Origin of the sequence: Amycolatopsis sp. NPDC047767 (assembly GCF_040704195.1) — a bacterium.
Lineage (GTDB): Bacteria > Actinomycetota > Actinomycetes > Mycobacteriales > Pseudonocardiaceae > Amycolatopsis.
In genome coordinates, this window is record NZ_JBEYSJ010000006.1 from 257,295 (window position 1) to 274,036 (window position 16,742).

At 70.4% G+C, this 16,742-nt stretch carries 14 protein-coding genes; 8 read left to right on the forward strand and 6 right to left on the reverse strand.

The features are described 5' to 3' along the window. Positions 1-6: 6 nt before the first annotated feature. Positions 7-435, forward strand: coding sequence for a metallopeptidase family protein (locus tag AB0878_RS14125; RefSeq protein WP_220244053.1), 429 nt, complete (start codon positions 7-9; stop codon positions 433-435). Here the strand turns inward: AB0878_RS14125 and AB0878_RS14130 are convergent. Both AB0878_RS14130 and AB0878_RS14135 read right to left on the reverse strand, forming a co-directional pair. Further along, positions 396-3,755, reverse strand: a complete 3,360-nt coding sequence (locus AB0878_RS14130) for a glycosyltransferase family 2 protein (protein ID WP_366579766.1) — start codon at positions 3,753-3,755, stop codon at positions 396-398. The two genes, AB0878_RS14125 and AB0878_RS14130, sit on opposite strands and share 40 nt — an antisense overlap. Before the next feature lie 644 nt (positions 3,756-4,399). Further along, positions 4,400-4,657, reverse strand: a complete 258-nt coding sequence (locus tag AB0878_RS14135) for a WhiB family transcriptional regulator (protein ID WP_220247102.1) — start codon at positions 4,655-4,657, stop codon at positions 4,400-4,402. Positions 4,658-4,977: 320 nt separating this feature from the next. Between AB0878_RS14135 and AB0878_RS14140 the strand changes: the two genes are divergently transcribed. Further along, positions 4,978-5,736 (forward strand): site-2 protease family protein, encoded by a 759-nt coding sequence (locus tag AB0878_RS14140; RefSeq protein WP_366579976.1) that lies wholly within the window; start codon positions 4,978-4,980, stop codon positions 5,734-5,736. A gap of 7 nt (positions 5,737-5,743) precedes the next feature. Here AB0878_RS14140 and AB0878_RS14145 read toward each other — a convergent pair whose 3' ends face one another. From AB0878_RS14145 to mshB, 3 genes are read right to left on the reverse strand one after another with little or no spacing between them, the layout of a single operon-like run. Then, a complete protein-coding gene (locus AB0878_RS14145; protein ID WP_366579768.1) occupies positions 5,744-6,541 on the reverse strand; it encodes a hypothetical protein in 798 nt (265 codons plus the stop codon). After that, positions 6,534-6,899, reverse strand: a complete 366-nt coding sequence (locus AB0878_RS14150; RefSeq protein WP_366579977.1) for a hypothetical protein — start codon at positions 6,897-6,899, stop codon at positions 6,534-6,536. Before AB0878_RS14150 ends, AB0878_RS14145 begins: the two co-directional genes overlap by 8 nt. Positions 6,900-6,933: 34 nt before the next feature. Continuing rightward, complete coding sequence (gene mshB / locus AB0878_RS14155) at positions 6,934-7,761, reverse strand: N-acetyl-1-D-myo-inositol-2-amino-2-deoxy-alpha-D-glucopyranoside deacetylase (RefSeq protein ID WP_366579770.1); 828 nt, start codon at positions 7,759-7,761, stop codon at positions 6,934-6,936. A 544-nt stretch (positions 7,762-8,305) separates the two neighbouring features. On the opposite strand from mshB, the gene AB0878_RS14160 reads away from it, so the two are divergent. The 6 genes from AB0878_RS14160 to AB0878_RS14185 all read left to right on the forward strand — a co-directional run bounded on the left by AB0878_RS14160 (position 8,306) and on the right by AB0878_RS14185 (position 14,812). Continuing rightward, positions 8,306-10,054 carry an ABC transporter family substrate-binding protein gene (locus AB0878_RS14160; protein ID WP_366579772.1) on the forward strand — a complete coding sequence of 583 codons (1,749 nt, stop codon included), beginning with the start codon at positions 8,306-8,308 and terminating at the stop codon, positions 10,052-10,054. Between the two features lie 185 nt (positions 10,055-10,239). Then, positions 10,240-11,220 (forward strand): ABC transporter permease, encoded by a 981-nt coding sequence (locus AB0878_RS14165; RefSeq protein ID WP_366579774.1) that lies wholly within the window; start codon positions 10,240-10,242, stop codon positions 11,218-11,220. Beyond that, on the forward strand, positions 11,213-12,166 hold the full coding sequence (locus AB0878_RS14170; protein WP_366579776.1) for an ABC transporter permease: 954 nt from the start codon (positions 11,213-11,215) through the stop codon (positions 12,164-12,166). The genes AB0878_RS14165 and AB0878_RS14170 overlap by 8 nt, the downstream gene beginning before the upstream one ends. Beyond that, positions 12,163-13,257: an ABC transporter ATP-binding protein gene (locus AB0878_RS14175; protein WP_366579778.1), complete on the forward strand. Its 1,095-nt coding sequence runs from the start codon at positions 12,163-12,165 to the stop codon at positions 13,255-13,257. Before AB0878_RS14170 ends, AB0878_RS14175 begins: the two co-directional genes overlap by 4 nt. Then, positions 13,254-14,285, forward strand: a complete 1,032-nt coding sequence (locus AB0878_RS14180; protein ID WP_366579780.1) for an oligopeptide/dipeptide ABC transporter ATP-binding protein — start codon at positions 13,254-13,256, stop codon at positions 14,283-14,285. The genes AB0878_RS14175 and AB0878_RS14180 overlap by 4 nt, the downstream gene beginning before the upstream one ends. Before the next feature lie 74 nt (positions 14,286-14,359). After that, positions 14,360-14,812: a hypothetical protein gene (locus AB0878_RS14185; protein WP_366579782.1), complete on the forward strand. Its 453-nt coding sequence runs from the start codon at positions 14,360-14,362 to the stop codon at positions 14,810-14,812. A 21-nt stretch (positions 14,813-14,833) separates the two neighbouring features. Here AB0878_RS14185 and AB0878_RS14190 read toward each other — a convergent pair whose 3' ends face one another. After that, entirely contained in the window at positions 14,834-16,558 is a 1,725-nt protein-coding gene (locus tag AB0878_RS14190; RefSeq protein WP_366579979.1) for an ABC transporter family substrate-binding protein, read from the reverse strand. Positions 16,559-16,742: the final 184 nt, after the last annotated feature.

Here is a 16,742-nt window from a genome sequence, read left to right on the forward strand (position 1 = left end):
CAGCGCATGCGCAGGGACCGGCACGGCCGCGGCCTGCGCGGGGCGCTCTATCCCGCGTCCCTGCCCGCCGCCGCGAGCCGGGCGGAGAAGTTCGACGCGCTTGTACTCGACGCGCTGGAACCCATCGAAGCGCGCTGGCGCCACGAGCTGACCAAGCTCGACGTGGCGGTGGACGAGGTGCCCGAGGTGCGCCCGGACGGCCGCGCGCCGGCCGAGGGCGTGCTCCACGACGGCTCGGTTCCCCTGTCGCGCCTGGTCCCGGCCGGGGTCGACCGCGCGGGTCTGCCGACGCGGGCGCGCATCGTGCTCTACCGGCGGCCGCTCGAAGCGCGGGCCAAGGACCCGGGTGAGCTGGCGGAACTCGTGCACGACGTGCTGGTGGAACAGGTCGCGGGCTACCTCGGCGTCGAACCGGACGTGATCGAAGGCGATTGACGCCTCCGTGAGGGCACCGCGGTGAGCGCCGTGAACAGCACCGCGGCGAGCTGGGCGAGCAGCAGCAGACCGCGCTCGGTGCCCGGGAACGCGAGCGAAACCTCCGACGATTGCGGCGGGATCGACACCGCCACCTGGTGACCCCACGCGGGCACGATCGGCACCGCCTTGCCGTTCACGCTCGCCGTCCAGCCGGCCTCCTGCTCGGCGGCCAGCACCAGCAGCCGGCCGGTCGGGCCGTCGGAGGCGCGCACGCGAACGTCGGGCAGCCGCGCGTCCACGGGCGAGACCCCGGGTGACGCGCCGGGCGCGCCGCCGCCCGTCACGGCCGCTTTGGCCAGCTCCGGGGAGATCAGCGTGACCTCGCCGGCCTTCGGCAGGAGCCGGACCACGGGCCGGCCGTCGGACATCGGGGCCGCCGGCGCGACGAGGTCGCCGGCCAGGGAGACGAGGGCCTGCGGGTTGCTGCCGGGCGGGAGGATCACGTACTCGACGCCGGAGATCGCAGCGGCCGCGACGGCCGACTTGACCGCACCGGCGTCGCCCGTGAGCAGATCGCGGCGCCAGTCCGCGAGCCGGCCGGGCGTGCCCGGGGTCGGCGCGAGCTGGTCGTCGCCGAAGAGCGCGAGCCGGCCGCCGGTCTGGCGGGTGAGCTCGCCGAGGTCGAGCACCGCGCGGCCGCTGCCGGCGATGTCCGCGGCCACTTCCGGAGCGAGGGCGGGCCGCGGCTGGGCCGTGAGCGGGCCGGTGTGCCCGGCGCCGACGGCGCTGACGCCCAACGCGATCAGGACCACCAGGCCGGCGACACCGGCGACCTTCGGCAGCCACGGCGCGGGCACGCCCGCCGAGCCGCCGCGTTGCCAGGTCGCGAGGACCGCCCACAGCAGCCCGGCACCGACGACCAGCAGCGGCACACCCGTGTAGCCGGTCGCGGCGGGACCGCCCTGCATCGGCGTCACCGGGACCTGCCGCACGAGCACCACCGCGGCGACACCGAGCACCGCGAGCGCGAGTCCGCCGGCCACCTGCTTCGTCGGCCGGACCACGAGTGCGACGAGCGTGGCCGCCAGCACCGCGACGCCGATCGGCCACGCACCGGGCCCACCCGGCGTCAGCCCGGCCAGATCGGCGCCGGACGACGGCGCGGCGGGACCGCCGAGACCGTGCAGGAGGAGTTCGGGGTGCTTGAGCAGCACCGTCGGCCACGGCAGCAGCAGCACGAGCGGCAGGATCACCACGATGCCGACCGACGCGGCGCGGCGCGCGAGGCCCGTCGGCGCCGGGAGGACCACAAAGCCGAGCAACAGGCCCACGAGCGCGAGGGCGTGCGCCAGCGGCGAGAACGCACCGAGCACCGCGACGCCGAACGCCGAGAGCGCCGACACGTGCAGCCAGCGCGTGCCCGGGCGCGTCAGCAGCCGCGCGATCCCCGCGACGACGAGCGGCAGCACGAGGTGGACCACCACGACGTCGAGGCGACCCTGCGCGACCGACGCGGTGGCGGCGGGCAGCAGGGCGTAGGTCGCCGCGACGACCGCGCGAACCCACCGGCGGACGGGCAGCTTGCGTGTGGCCGCGTACGCGCTCAGCGCCGCGAGCGGAATGTCGCCGATGAGCAGGATCGCCACGAGCGCGGCCGGGCCGCCCAGGGGCGCGAAGATCGCGCCGATGGTGCCGAGCACGGGCAGCGTCGCGGGAGCGGGCGCGCCGGTGCCGCCCGCGACCGCGTGCCACGGCGCGAGGTAGGTGGACCAGAGGTCGCCGAGGCCGCCGACGGGCAGGAGCCCGCCGCCGGAGAGGTCCAGACCGAGGCGGCCGCGGTTGACCGCGAAGGCCAGAGCCGTCAGCAGCACGACGAGAACCACCGGCGGCGCGAAGATCGTCGCGGCCAGCACGCGGCGGCGGTTCACCTCGACGAAGACCAGCCCGGGTTCGCGGGCCGGCGCCGGGCGCGGTGCGGGTGAGGGCTTCGGGCCGTCGTCGGGCACGACGACGGATTCCGCCGGGACTTCCTCGCGTTCGGTTTCTTGTCCGGTCGGCACGGCGACCGCCACGACCGTGCCCGGCCGGCGCAGCCCCGAACCGCGGGAACTCAAGCCACGCAAGGCGCCGGCGGGCAACGCGTCGGGTCCGACGGGCCTTCGGTCCGCGGCGCCGAGCGCTTCGGGCGCGATCCAGGCCGGCTCCTCGGCGAGGCCTTCGGGGACCGTGCCGAGCGCGACGTCGCTCTCCACGCCACGGCGCACGAGCCCGACCACGCCGGCGCGCAAGGCGTTGCGCAGCCGCGTGTACCGGCCGACGAACAACCCGCGCACGGTGCCGGGACGCGGCGATTCCCGCCGGTTCGCCCGTGCCGCCCGGAGTTTTCCGCGGCCGCTCGTGACGTAGGCGAGCGCCGAGAGCTCCGCGCGCGCTTCGGAAACGCGCCGCAGGAGGAAGAAGACGAGCGCGCGCAGCAGCAGGAGCACGGGCAGCCGGACGAGCCCGAACCAGAACGAGAACGGCGAGCAGTTCACGAGGAACACGCGCAGCCCGTGCGCGCGGTTCACGGCGGCGAGCGAGCGGCCTGCCGCGTCGGGCGTGCGCCGGCCGGTCGAGAGGGCGCGCGCGTGGCGGACGCGGGCGGCGGGCACCGAGAGCACGAGCGCGCCGGCGGCGTTGGCGCGCCAGCCGAAGTCGAGATCCTCGCGCAGCAAGGAGAAGTCCTCGTCGAAGCCGCCGAGGGTGTCCCAGAGTTCGCGCTGCACCAACGATCCCGCGCTCGGCACGGCGAGCACCTCACCGGGCTCGTCGCCGGGCGCGGCCATCTGCTGGCGGTGCCCGGACGCGTCCGTGGACAGCCCCGCCTCCACGATCAGGCGCGGCTCGGCCCAGTCGAGCCCGAGCGGCCCGAGCACCTTCGCCGACGGCGCCGCTTCGGCGGCGTGCAGGAGCTGCTCGAGACAGTCGGGTTCGGGCGCGCAGTCGTCGTGCAGCAACCACAGCCACGCGCCGGGGTCGCCCCACCGTTTCACCGCGTGCGCCACGGCGGCCGCGATCGCCGCAGCGAAGCCAGTTTCACTCGAAAGAGTGATGACGCCGGACAGCACCGGGTGCGAATCGGGCCCTGCCGCGACCCCGCCGGGCTCGGCCGCTTCGGCGAGCAGCTTGGCGGTCAGGTCGGTGGAGCCGGTGTCGACCGCGAGCACGTGCCGCGGCCGGACCGTGCTGCGCCGCAAGGAAGAAAGCGCGAGCGGCAGCCACTCTTCGCCGTCGTGACAGACCACAATGGCCAGAACGGGCAACGTCCTCACGAGCGACGGTGCGACGGTGCGGGTCAACAACCACTCCTGGTCAGGCTGCGGGCGGGTGCGGTCACCCTACGGCTTCACCCGCGCACGCGGCGCCGGACCCGCACCCACCTTTTCGCCGTCGCGGCGCCGAACGTTTCGCGCCGAACGCCGCAGGGATCACACTGACGTCTCCGCCACACACGTCCACGCCTCGGGACGCACCGACCACATGCGACACACGACGACGGCACAACTACCGTCGTCGCACTGCTTTCGATCCCCACCGCCAGGCTGGGATTGGTCCGCGCCGAAACCCCACCACCACGGCAAGTTCCCCACGCACACTCAGATGACGTCTGGCTACCCAGGCGGTTGCCCGCCCAAACCCCGAATTTCGCCGAAGACCGAAACCCACGCCCTCGACCCCGCTCGACGCCGGCCGCAACCCGGCCACGCGCCGGCGCCCACCAACCCAATCTGGTGCTATACCAGCGAAAACACCACAAAAGCGAGAGGGGCCCGTGCCGCGCACGGACCCCACCTCATTCCTCGCAGAACCCACGCCCGGCCGCAAAGGTGACCACAGCCGTGGGTCCGGGGGCGTGCCCCCGGGCGGGTCTGGGGGTCGCACCCCAGGAAACACCCGGACAGCGAGATGGTCCGCGCTTTCCGCGGACACACCCCGCCCATCGCTATATCGCGCGCTTTTTCAGCTTCCGCCGCTCGCGTTCGGACAGGCCGCCCCAGATGCCGAAGCGCTCGTCGTGCGCCAGGGCGTACTCCAGGCACTCGTCCTTGACCTCGCAGCCGAGGCAGATCCGCTTGGCTTCGCGGGTCGAGCCGCCCTTCTCGGGGAAGAACGCCTCGGGGTCCGTCTGCGCGCACAAGGCGCGCTCCTGCCAGTCCTGTTCCTCCTCGGTGGCATCGAAGAGGTCGGTCAGATCCCCCAGCTCCTGCTCAGGGTTCTCGCCCCAACCCACGACGTGCCCCCACTCCCTCTTTTCAGGCCTCGAGTCGGTCCTCGAGCCTTCCGCTTCCAACCGCACGTCCGCCTCCTCGCTCCTACGCACTCCCCAGGCTGGCGGTGGTGAAACGACATCCGCTGTCCCCTCTCGACAGCGAATGACATCACTGTGATTACACCCGTGTAGTGCGGTCAGGTCAAGCGGAGTAGCGAGTTCGGGGGATACCTCGGGCCGATCGCGCAAGGGGACACGCCGAACACTTCACACCGGGCATACGGAAGACTGGTGGGGTGCAGAGATCAGCAGTGCGGCCCAGCCCGGTCTTCATCGGCATCCTCGCGGTCACCGTCCTCGGCGGAATCCTGGCCGCGTACGGTGATTCCCTGAGCCTGAGGGGTGACAAGGACCCGCTCTACGTCACCGGTGTCGTACTCCTCGTGGCGGGCGGGTGGATCGCTTCGCTGACCCTGCACGAGTTCGGCCACGCCTTCGTCGCCTACCGCGGCGGCGACGCCGGGGTCGCCCAGAAGGGCTACCTCACGCTGGACGTGCGGCGCTACACCGACCCCGTCCTGTCGATCCTGCTCCCGCTGATCTTCCTCCTCATCGGCGGCATCCCGTTGCCCGGCGGCGCGGTGTGGATCAACCGCGGCGCGCTGCGCAACCGCGCGACGTCGTCGTGGGTGTCGCTCGCCGGGCCGCTGTCGAACCTCGGGGTGGGGGCCGCGCTGTGCCTCGTGGCGGCGCTGATCCCGATGTCGCCCGGGCTGTACTTCGGGCTGTCCTACCTGGCGCTGCTGCAGGTGATGACGTTCCTGATCAACATCCTGCCCATCCCCGGCCTCGACGGCTGGGGTGCGATCGAGCCGTATCTTTCACCGCAGGCGCGGGCGTTCGGCGCGCGCGTGCGGCCGTGGGCGCCGCTGGTGCTCTTCGCGCTGTTCTTCGCGTTCCGCCCGCTGTCCGACGGTCTCTGGTACGTCGCCGGCCTGATCTTCGACGCGTTCGGCGGCGACGGGCTGGCCGCGCAGATCGGGCAGTCGGCCTTCCTCTTCTGGCGCTGACGCGAGCTCAGGAAAAAGACGCCCAGTGCGAGTTGGCCATGAGCCACCCGTGCGCGCGTTTCCAGATCTGCTTGAGCCCCCAGCGCTCGCCGAGGTAGTCGCCCGCCGCGCCGACCACCGGGACCAGCCCTAGGGCCCGGTGGTAGAAGCGGCCGCGCGGGCGCTTCTCGAGCTCCTCGGTGATCCCCCACAGTGACCGGCCGAGCCGCCACAGTGTCCCGGCGACGGCCCTGACCGTCACCTTGCCGTGGGCGCGTTCGGATTCCGTCAGTTCTTCGGTGAGCTGTGCGGCCGCACTGTCCTCTGCGGACTCGTCGGCGGGCTTGCCCGCGGCGAGGACCGGGTCGAGGTCGCGCTCGAACAGCACCGCCGCGATCAGCCGCACCCGGCTGCCGACATCGGTCACGCCGTACTCCCCCGCGATCGCGCACAGCAGCAGCCCCTGCGATGCGGCGCCGAGCGTGTCCTGCACCGGCAGCCGGTCGGCGAGCGCACCGCCGAGGCCGGGGATCGAGGTGAGCGCCGCCGTGAGCCGGCCGACGCGGTTGACCCACCAGCCGCAGCGTTCGTCGATGTCCATCCGGGCCCACCCGGCGGTGCCGGGGACCTTCACGGACCTGAGCGCGCCGAGCACCTTCTCCTTGAAACCGTCGTTGCCGAACTCCTCGGCCGCCTCGGCCCAGCGGGCCCGCGCCTGCAAGCCGAACGGGTCCGCCTCGCGCAGCGCGTCGAGCATCGGCGCGCAGGCGCGGACGAACGGCCGCAGCACCGCCACGACCTGACGGTCCGAAATGGCCTCAGCCACGGACCTTGCCCTTCGTCGCGGCCGCGCGGCCGAGCCCGCCGCCGAGCACGAGCGCCGCCGGCAGCGCGCTCGCGCCGAGCAGCAGGATCGCCCGCCAGTCCTGAACGAGCACGAGATCGCCGCCGGGTCCGCCCAAACCGATGCCGAACACCACGACCACCCACACCACGAGCGGCACCCAGGACAACCCCGGCCGCACGAGCTTCGCCGTCGTCAGCACCAGCCACGGCGTGGTGACCGCGCCGACGAGTGCCGTCAGCGGCAGCGGCACCTCCCCGAGCGCGCCGACGCGCAGCGGCAGGAAGAACACTTCGAGCAACGCCAGCAGCAGCGCGTCCAGGCACAGCACCACGAGCATCAGGCGCTGCTCGGAGCTCAGCGGGGCCGGCACGTCACAGCCCTCCGAACAGGTCGGTGTCCGCGCCGGCCGCGTCGCCGTGGGCGAGCACGAAGTACTCGGCGGGCGGGATCGGCTGCGCGATGTCGTTGGTGAGAGCGAAGTGCACGATCTCGCCGTCGACGACCGTCAGCTGCGTCTCGTGGGCGCGCAGGGCCGCGATCTTCGCCGGCAGGTGGGCCGAGGTGTCGAGCACAGTCGTGACCTTCTCATCCGCGGTGCCGGGGAGCTCGTCGTCCTCGGGTACCCGGAAGGGTGAGCTGTCACTCGCCCGCAGCCGCGCGAGCCCCGCGTCGACCGCGGCGCGGGAGTGCACCACGTGGAAGACGCGCTCGACGGAGGCCGCGCGCGGCGCCGCCGCCATGGTGATGTCGTGGGCCCGGATGTGGTCGGGGTGGCCGTAGCCGCCGAAGGAGTCGTAGGTGACCACGACCTGGGGCCGCAGCTCGTCGAGCAGCTCGGCCAGCTGAGCGGCCTGCTCGTCGAGGCTGCCGCCGGCGAACGCGCGCGGGTGCTCGGCGGCCGGTGTGCCCGCCATGCCGGAGTCGCGCCAGCGGCCCATGCCGCCGAGGTACTCGTGACGTGTCACGCCGAGGGCGGCGCAGGCGGCCGCGAGCTCGCCCGAGCGGTAGCCGCCGAGCTGGTCCGCGGCGTCCGAGGCCAGCAACGCAAGCCGGGGCGGCACGATCTCGCCTTCCTCGCCGAGAGTGCACGTCACCACGGAGACCTCGGCCCCCTCGGCGGCGTACCGGGCGATGGCACCGCCGGTCGTGATGGTCTCGTCGTCGGGGTGCGCGTGGACGAGCAGGAGCTTTCGGATCACGGCACCAGGTTAATGAACTCCGGCCCGGGAGCCGGGGCCCCGGCGTTCCGAGTCCCGGAACGTTCCGCGGCAGGGGTTCCGCCCACCCGTCGGGGGTCGCCCGGAAAGGGCCGGACACGCCCTGCGGCCCGCACTCCGGTAAACGGTCGCCACCGTTCACGAGATCAGGTTAATTCCTTGTCACTTCCGGTTTGTCACGGCTGTGTGACTAGTCCATTCGCGGGGTCCACAAAGAGGATGGCGTCGGTTATTGTCCCCCGAGCCGAATGACCCACCGAGCCGTGGCCGTCCCCGAACGAGGCCTGCAGTGATCGAAGATTAGCTACCGTGAGTAGTCGATCAACCGCAGAACCCGTGGTGGAGATAGGCAAGACGAGATTGCTGTTCCATCACGATCTCACTGAGAGTGTCCGGATCGATAGTTTTGACGGCTGTCCACTGCCTAGGTTGCACGACTACGGTGAGCTAACTCGATTACATCGAAGCTCGCGGTCAGGAAGAAGTCGCCTCGCAAACCCGCGACGGCGTCGAGCAAGGAGAATGAATGTTAGTGACGACTAGGTCGCGCGCTGTGAAGCTCGGTGCGTTCGTCGCGGGCGCGGCCCTTCTGCTCTCCGCCTGTGGGGGCGGCGGTGGCGGCAACAGCACGGTGCAAACCGGGCAGGCCTTCGCCCAATGCGACCAGGACCCGAACACCTGCAACTCCGTCGCGGCCGACCAGCTGCAGCAGGGCGGCGACGTCACGTACGCCATCGAGAAGAACATCCCCAACTGGAACGTGACTTCGGCCGAGGGCAACGTCTTCGAGACGGGCATGGTCACCAAGGGCATCCTGCCCTACACCTTCTACGCGACGCCGGACCTCAAGCCGGTCCTGAACAAGGACTTCGTCGAGTCGGCGGACGTCACCAGCACCAACCCGCAGGTGGTCGTCTACAAGATCAACCCGAAGGCCTCCTGGGACGACGGCACGCCGGTTTCGGCCGACGACTTCATCTACAACTGGAAGGTCCAGAACGGCAAGGACTGCCCCGACTGCGCCCCGGCCAGCACCTCCGGCTACGACCAGGTTTCCTCGGTCGTCGGCTCGGACAACGGCAAGACGGTCACGGTGACGTTCTCCAAGCCCTTCACCGACTGGCGCCAGCTGTGGAGCTCCTCGGGCGCGATGTACCCCGCGCACCTGGCCGCCCAGCACGGTGACACCAAGACCCCGGCCGGCCTGGCCTCGTCGTACAAGTGGTTCGGCGACACCGTGCCGACCTGGACCGCCGGTCCGTTCAAGATCTCGAAGTTCGTGAACAACCAGTCGGTCACCGAGGTCCCGAACGACAAGTACTGGGGCGCCAAGCCGCACCTGTCGAGCGTGATCTTCCGCGTCATCACCGACGCCACGCAGGAGCCGACGGCGCTGCAGAACAACGAGGTCCAGGTCATCTACCCGCAGCCGCAGGTCGACCTCGTGAACCAGGTCAAGAACATGCCGAACATCTCCTCCTACATCGGCCTCGGCCTGACCTGGGAGCACTTCGACTTCAACCTGAAGTCGCCGGGTCTCGACAACAAGGCGCTGCGTCAGGCGCTGTTCACCGCGATCAACCGCAAGGACATGATCGCGAAGACGGTCGGCCAGTTCACCAACAAGGTCGAGCCGCTGAACAACCACAACTTCATGCCGCAGCAGCAGGGCTTCAAGGACGTCATCTCGTCGACGGGCCAGGGCACCGGTGACATCGACAAGGCGAAGAAGCTTCTCACGGACGCCGGTTACAAGCTCAACGGCACGCAGCTGCAGGACCCGTCGGGCAAGAACGTGGGCCCGTACCGGATCCGCTACACCGTCGGCAACCAGATCCGCCAGGACGAGTGCGAGCTCTTCGCGGCGGCCGCCAAGCAGCTGGGCATCACCGTGAACGTGTCGCCGACCGACGACCTCGGTGACACCACCACCAAGGGCGACTACGACATCATCGTGTTCGCCTGGGTGTCCTCGCCGTTCCCGTTCGCGGGCGCCGTCCAGAACTGGGAGACCGGTCAGGGCAGCAACTACGGCAAGTACAGCAACCCGCAGGTCGACAGCCTGATCAACGAGGCCAACGCCGAGACCGACCAGGCCAAGGCCACGGACCTGCTGAACCAGGCCGACCAGATCATGTCCGATGACGCGTACGTGCTTCCGCTGTACCAGAAGCCGACCTTCATCGCGTCTTCCGACAAGATCGGGAACATCCGGAACAACTCCACGCTCGACGCCCCGGTCTACAACATGGCGGAGTGGGGCCTCCGCAAGTGATCACCACCCGGTAGATTCACGCAGGACACCACCGGTGAGGGGCCGGCAGTTTGCCGGCCCCTCACCGCGTGTTCGAACGTTTTGGTCCGCTTCATCCCGAACTCCAGATTTGCCTCTCTCGTCGCCCGGCCCAGCCACCACAAGCGGCGGGTTCGCGGCAGAACCGCCAGAGCAGGAAGACCTCCATGCTTGCCTTCGCACTGCGCCGGCTCCTCGTCTCGGTGCCGATCCTGATCGTGTCGACGTTCCTCGTCTTCGTGATGGTGTCGCTCTCAGCCAACCCGCTGAGCTACCTGATCCAGAGAAACCCGCCGCCGCCCCCGCAGACGATCGAGCTCGAGCGGATCCGCCTGCACCTCGACCAGCCGATCCTCGAGCGGTACTGGCACTGGATCACCGGCGTCCTCAGCGGTGACTTCGGTCCGTCGGTCCAGTCGAACCTCGACATCGGCCACGAGGTCTTCGTCCGCTTCGGCGTGACGCTGCGGCTGATCGTGCTGGCCATGATCGTGGCCCTGATCCTCGCCGTGCTCATCGGCGTGATCAGCGCGGCCCGCCAGTACTCGAAGTTCGACTACACCGCGACCTTCTTCGGCTTCCTGTTCCTGTCGATGCCGTCGTTCTGGTTCGCCATCGTGCTGAAGCAGATCGGCATCTCGATCAACACCTCCGTGGGCGACCAGATCTTCTACACGATCGGCTCCTCGTCGGTGATCACCCCCGCCGGGTTCGGAGCACAGTTCAGCGACGTCGCCGGCCACCTCATCCTGCCGACCATCTCGCTCGCGCTGACGAGCTACGCGGCCTGGAGCCGCTTCCAGCGCGCGTCGATGCTCGAGGTCCTCAACTCCGATTACGTGCGGCTCGCCCGTGCGAAGGGCCTGCCCCGCTGGACGGTGACCCGCCGGCACGCACTGCGCAACGCGCTCATCCCGCTCACCACCGTGACCGCGCTGGACATCGGCGCGATCCTCGGCGGTGCCGTGGTGACCGAGACCGTGTTCCAATGGCAAGGCGCGGGCACGTTCCTGCTGAACGCGATCCGGCAGAGCGACGTCTACGCCGTGGAGGCGTGGCTGCTCATCGCGGCGACGTTCATCATCCTGCTCAACCTCATCGCCGACCTGCTCTACGGCCTGCTCGACCCGAGGATCCGCTATGCCTGACGAATCGACGACCGAAGAACTGCCGACCGGCGCGGACTCTCGCCTCGACGTCGCGACCAAGCCGGACACCGTTCCCGAGCGCGAGTTCACGGTCAAGGAACGCAGCCAGGCGCAGCTGGTCTTCAAGCGCTTCCTGCAGCACCGACTGGCCATGATCAGCCTGATCGTGTTCATCCTGATCATCCTGTTCGCGTACGTCGGCCCGCTCGTGTGGAAGTTCACGCCGGTCGACATCACCGAAGACAACTCCGCGCCGCCGTCGGGCGCGCACCCGTTCGGCACCGACGCCGTCGGCCACGACACCCTCGCGCAGGTGATGCGCGGGACCCAGGTCTCGCTGCAGATCTCCGTGCTCATCGCGATCTTCGCGACGTTCGTGGGCACGATCTGGGGCTCGGTCGCCGGCTACTACCGCGGCTGGATCGACACGGTCCTGATGCGCATCGCCGACCTGATCCTGACCCTGCCGCTGCTTGCCGTCGCCGCGGTGCTGGCGCACCAGGTGGGTGGCACGTGGTGGCTGATCGCGGTGGTCATCGCCGCCCTGTACTGGGCCTACGTCGCCCGCGTCGCCCGGGGTGTCGTGCTCTCCTTGCGCGAGAAGGAGTTCGTCGAGGCGTCCAAGGCGCTCGGCGCGACCGACGCCCGGATCATCTTCCGGCACCTGGTGCCCAACGCGCTCGGCGCGATCATCGTGAACCTGACGATCCTGGTGTCGATCGGCATCCTGCTCGAGACGGCGCTGTCGTTCATCGGGTTCGGTGTCACGCCGCCCGACACGTCACTCGGCCTGCTCGTCAGCACCGCGCAGACGGCGGTCGACACCCGCCCGTGGCTGTTCTACTTCCCGGGCGTTTTCATCATCCTGATCGCGCTGACGATCAACTTCATCGGGGACGGCCTGCGGGACGCGTTCGACCCCCAGCAGACGAAGGTGCGCGCATGACCGAGTACGACTCCAACGCACTCGGCGGTGATCCCGTCCTCGTGGTGGAGGACCTGACCGTCGAGTTCCCGAGCGGCGAAGGCCTCGTCAAGGCCGTGCGCGGTGTGAACTACCAGCTGCAGCGCGGGGAGGTGCTGGGCATCGTCGGCGAGTCCGGCTCCGGCAAGTCCGTGACGTCGCTGGCCATCATGGGCCTGCTGCCCCGCACCGCGCGGGTTTCCGGCTCGATCCGCTTCGGCGGCGTCGAGCTGCTGAAGGCCAGTGAGAAGGAGCTCAACAAGGTCCGCGGCAAGGGCATCTCGATGGTCTTCCAGGACCCGATGACCTCGCTGAACCCCGTGTACACCGTGGGCGACCAGATCGCCGAGGCGATCACCGCGCACCACAACGTGCGCAAGGACGTGGCGAAGAAGCAGGCGATCGACCTGCTCGAGCTCGTCCGCATCCCGAACCCGAAGCAGCGCGCGGACGAGTACCCGCACCAGCTCTCGGGCGGTATGCGCCAGCGCGTCGTGATCGCGATCGCGATGGCCAACAACCCGGACGTGATCATCGCCGACGAGCCGACGACGGCGCTCGACGTGACCGTGCAGGCCCAGATCCTCGAAGCGCTGCAGGCAGCGCAGAAGGAGACGGGCGCGGCGATGGTGCTCATCACCCACGACCTCGGCGTGATCGCCGGGCAGGCCGACCGCGTGCACGTGATGTACGCGGGCAAGGTGGTGGAGTCCGGCAGCGTCGACGAGATCTTCTACACGCCGCGGATGCCGTACACGCTGGGCCTGCTGGGCAGCCTGCCCCGCCTCGACGTGAAGACCGAACGGCTCACGCCGATCACCGGCTCGCCGCCCGCCACGCAGAACATGCCGCCGGGCTGCCCGTTCAGCCCGCGCTGCCCGCTGTCGCAGGACATCTGCGACAAGGAAGAACCGCCGCTGGTGGCGGGTCCCGGCTCGCAGTTCGCGGCCTGCCACTTCACCGAGCAGGTCATCGGCCGCGACCCGGCCGAACTGTTCAGCGCCACGTCGGCCGACACGGCAGCCGTCCCGGTGACCGTCGACGCCGCGATCGACACGGAGACGAACCGATGAGCGAGACCACGGCGACCCGGACGCCCGTCCTCTCCGCGCAGAACCTGGTCAAGCACTTCCCCATCCGCGGCGGTGGCCTCATCCGGCGCACGACGGGCGCGGTGCAGGCCGTGTCGGACGTGTCGTTCGACATCTACCCGCACGAAACGCTGGCGCTGGTCGGCGAATCGGGCTGCGGCAAGTCGACCACCGCACGCGTCGCGCTGGCGCTGCAGCCGCTGACGTCGGGCAAGGTCAGCTTCGAGGGCCGCGACCTCGGCACGATGGGCAAGCGCGAGCTGCAGCGGCTGCGGCGAGAGATGCAGATCGTGTTCCAGGACCCGTACGCCTCGGTGGACCCGCGGCTGCCGGTGAACGAGATCATCGCCGAACCGCTGCGTATCCACGGCCTCTACGACAACGGCGGCCGCCAGCAGGTCCGTGACCTGATGAAGACCGTGGGCCTGCGCCCGGAGCACGGCAACCGCTTCCCGCACGAGTTCTCCGGCGGCCAGCGCCAGCGCATCGGCATCGCCCGCGCGCTCGCGCTCAAGCCGAAGGTGCTGGTGCTCGACGAGCCGGTGTCGGCGCTCGACGTGTCGATCCAGGCCGGTGTGCTCAACCTGCTGAAGGACCTGCAGGCCGAGCTCGGGCTGTCGTACCTGTTCGTGTCCCACGACCTGTCGGTCGTGCGCCACGTGTCCGACCGCATCGCGGTGATGTACCTCGGCAAGATCGTGGAAACCGCGGCGGCCGAGGACCTCTTCAACAGCCCGACGCACCCGTACACCCAGGCGCTGATCTCGGCCATCCCGGTCCCGGACCCGCGCAAGGAACGCACCCGCCAGCGCATCGTCATCACCGGCGACGTGCCCAGCCCGGCGAACCCGCCCTCGGGCTGCCGCTTCCGCACCCGCTGCCCGAAGTTCGCCAACGAAATCGACGACGCGGGCCGCAAGAAGTGCAGCACGGAAGAACCCCTGCTGATCGATCACGGCCAGGGCCACCCGACGGCTTGCCACTTCGCGGAGAGCCTGCAGCTGATCTGAGCCGTCTTGACGACAAACGCCCCGGTGCCCCTGCGTGCGCCGGGGCGTTTTCGTTGTGAGGCAAGGAGAAACCCGTGCTCACGGACCCCACGCTCACCCGGATCGGCGAGGCGGTGCAGCTCGGCCACCGCGGCGACCGGGACGGCGCACGCCGGGCGTTCGCCGAGATCTGGGCCGAAATCGGTGGTGAGCGAGGCGATGCGCTGCACCGGTGCACGCTCGCACACTCGATGGCCGACGTGCAGGACGACGTTCGGCAAGAGCTGCGCTGGGACAAGCGTGCGCTGGCGGCCGCGGGGCAGCTGACCGATGCCCGCATGGCGGAGGCCGGCTTGACGCTGTCGGCGGCCGCGTTGTCTCCGTCGCTGCACCTGAACTTGGCCGAGTGCCACCGCAAGCTGGGCGACCTCGGCCGCGCCCGCGAGCACCTGCGCGAAGCGGAGGCGACGATCGGCGCGCTCGGCGACGACGAGTACGGGCAGCTGATCCGCCAAGGCCTCCGGCAGATCGCGGATCGGCTGCGCTGACCAAGGCCTGGACGGTGGTGCTCAGCTCGTGCCGCGGGTCCAGTTCACCGCGGAGCCGAACGGGCCCAGCATCGGCGGCCCCGGCGTCAGGCCCGAGATGCCCTTGCCGACGGCCAGGGTCTCGGCTTCCTGGAACAGCGGGATCACCACGTTGGCCGACCACAGGTCGGGCTCCAGCGTCTTCAGCGCGTCGGCCAAGGTCGTCGAGCCGGTGAGGGCCGAGTCGATCGAGGCTTGGCGGCTTTCGTCGCACAGGCCGGCCGAGTTGGCGGGCACGACGGGCTTCGTCGGGTCCGCCGTGGCCTGGTCGGGGGCGCAGCCGAAGGTGGACGCGAGCACCGTGGCCGGGTCGCCGCCGACGGGCTGCGGGACGACGGCGATGTCGACGCCGACGTTGCCGTTGGCGTCGGGACCGGCCTGCTGCTGGCCGTTGAGCACGGGCATGGCGAGCAGCGTCGAGAACAGGTCGCGCGGCTCGGGCTTGATGGTGTTGACCTGCACGCCGCCGGCGATGAGCTCGTCGGAGAGCTCCTTGGCGATCGACGCGTAGGGCTCCTCTTCGCCCGGCGACGCGATGACCAGCGACAACGTCTTGGTGCCCTTGCGCCACACGCCGGCTTCCTTGGTGTAGCCGGCGGCCTTGAAGTAGCCCTCGGCCTTCGCCAGGTCCGGCGCGGCGGGCGGGCCGGCCGGGATGGTGGGCGCGTAGCCGGCGCCGGTGGGCGGGATGACCTGGGCGTCGGCCTTCAGGGCGGCGGCGGGGCCGCCCATGGCGCCCGCGGTGATGAGCTTGCCGCGGTCGAGCAGGGCGGCGACGCCCTGGCGCACCTGCTTGTCCGACAGCACCGCGCTCACCGGCCGCAGCAGGACGGTGGCCTCCATGGGCCGCGGCAGCGTCGTGAGCTTCACAGCGGAGCCGAGGTCGTTGAGCAGCTGCAGGCCGTTGGCGTCGGTGCGGGTGAGGGAGAACTGGTCGTTGCCGCTGCGCAGCGCGGTCGCGATGCCGGACGGGTCGGAGCGGCGCAGGATCAGCGTGTCGACGGCCGCGGGCTTGTCCCAGTAGCGGTCGTTGCGCTGCAGCGTCACCTCGCCGCGGGCGGTGTCGATGGTCTTGATCGCGAACGGTCCCGCGACGGCCGGGAAGCTCGTGGCCAGGGCGGCCTGCCAGCCGCCCGGGGAGTCCTTGAGCAGGTGCTGCGGGAGCAGGTTGTCGAACAGCGTCTGCCAGGCCGGGTACGGCTTGCTGAAGGTGACTTCGACGCCCTTGCCACCGTCTCGCGACTCGATGTCGCTGATGAGCCGGTAGCCGGCGGGCTCGATCACACCGGGCTGCGACTTCATGGCGTCGGCGAGGTAGGTGAAGTCCTCGGTGGCGATCGGCGCGCCGTCGGACCAGGAAGCCTCGGGGCGGATCTCGTACTTCACCGTGAACGGCATCTGCGACACGACCTCGGCCGAGGTCATCAGTGTCTTGTCGAGCGTGCGCTTGCCGTCGTCGGACTGGCGGAACACCGAGGGCAGCAGCAGCTGCGACAGCGCCGAGGTGACCGTGGACGAGTCCGCGAGCGTGTGGGGGTTGTAGCCGCCCACGACGTCGTCGACGCCCACCACGATCTGTGACGCCGTGGGCTGCGCCGGGGTGCTCGACGTCGGCGCCGAGGTGACCACCGGCGGCGGTGGCGTGTTCGAGCACGCGGCGAGGAGCGCCCCCGCGAGCGCCAGCACCGGCGCCGCCTTGCGTCCCATCCGCACGCGTACCCTCCCGATTTCCCGTGGTCCGAGCCGACATGCTGCCACGCCGGAGCCTGCTCGGCACCGAGATTCCCACATCCGGCCGGACCGGCCGACACCGGAGTGGATACCGCCAACCGGTGGACGTGCGGGAACCCCGCCTGGTTCCCGTTCGTGATCAGCGGCGCGGCATCGTGAC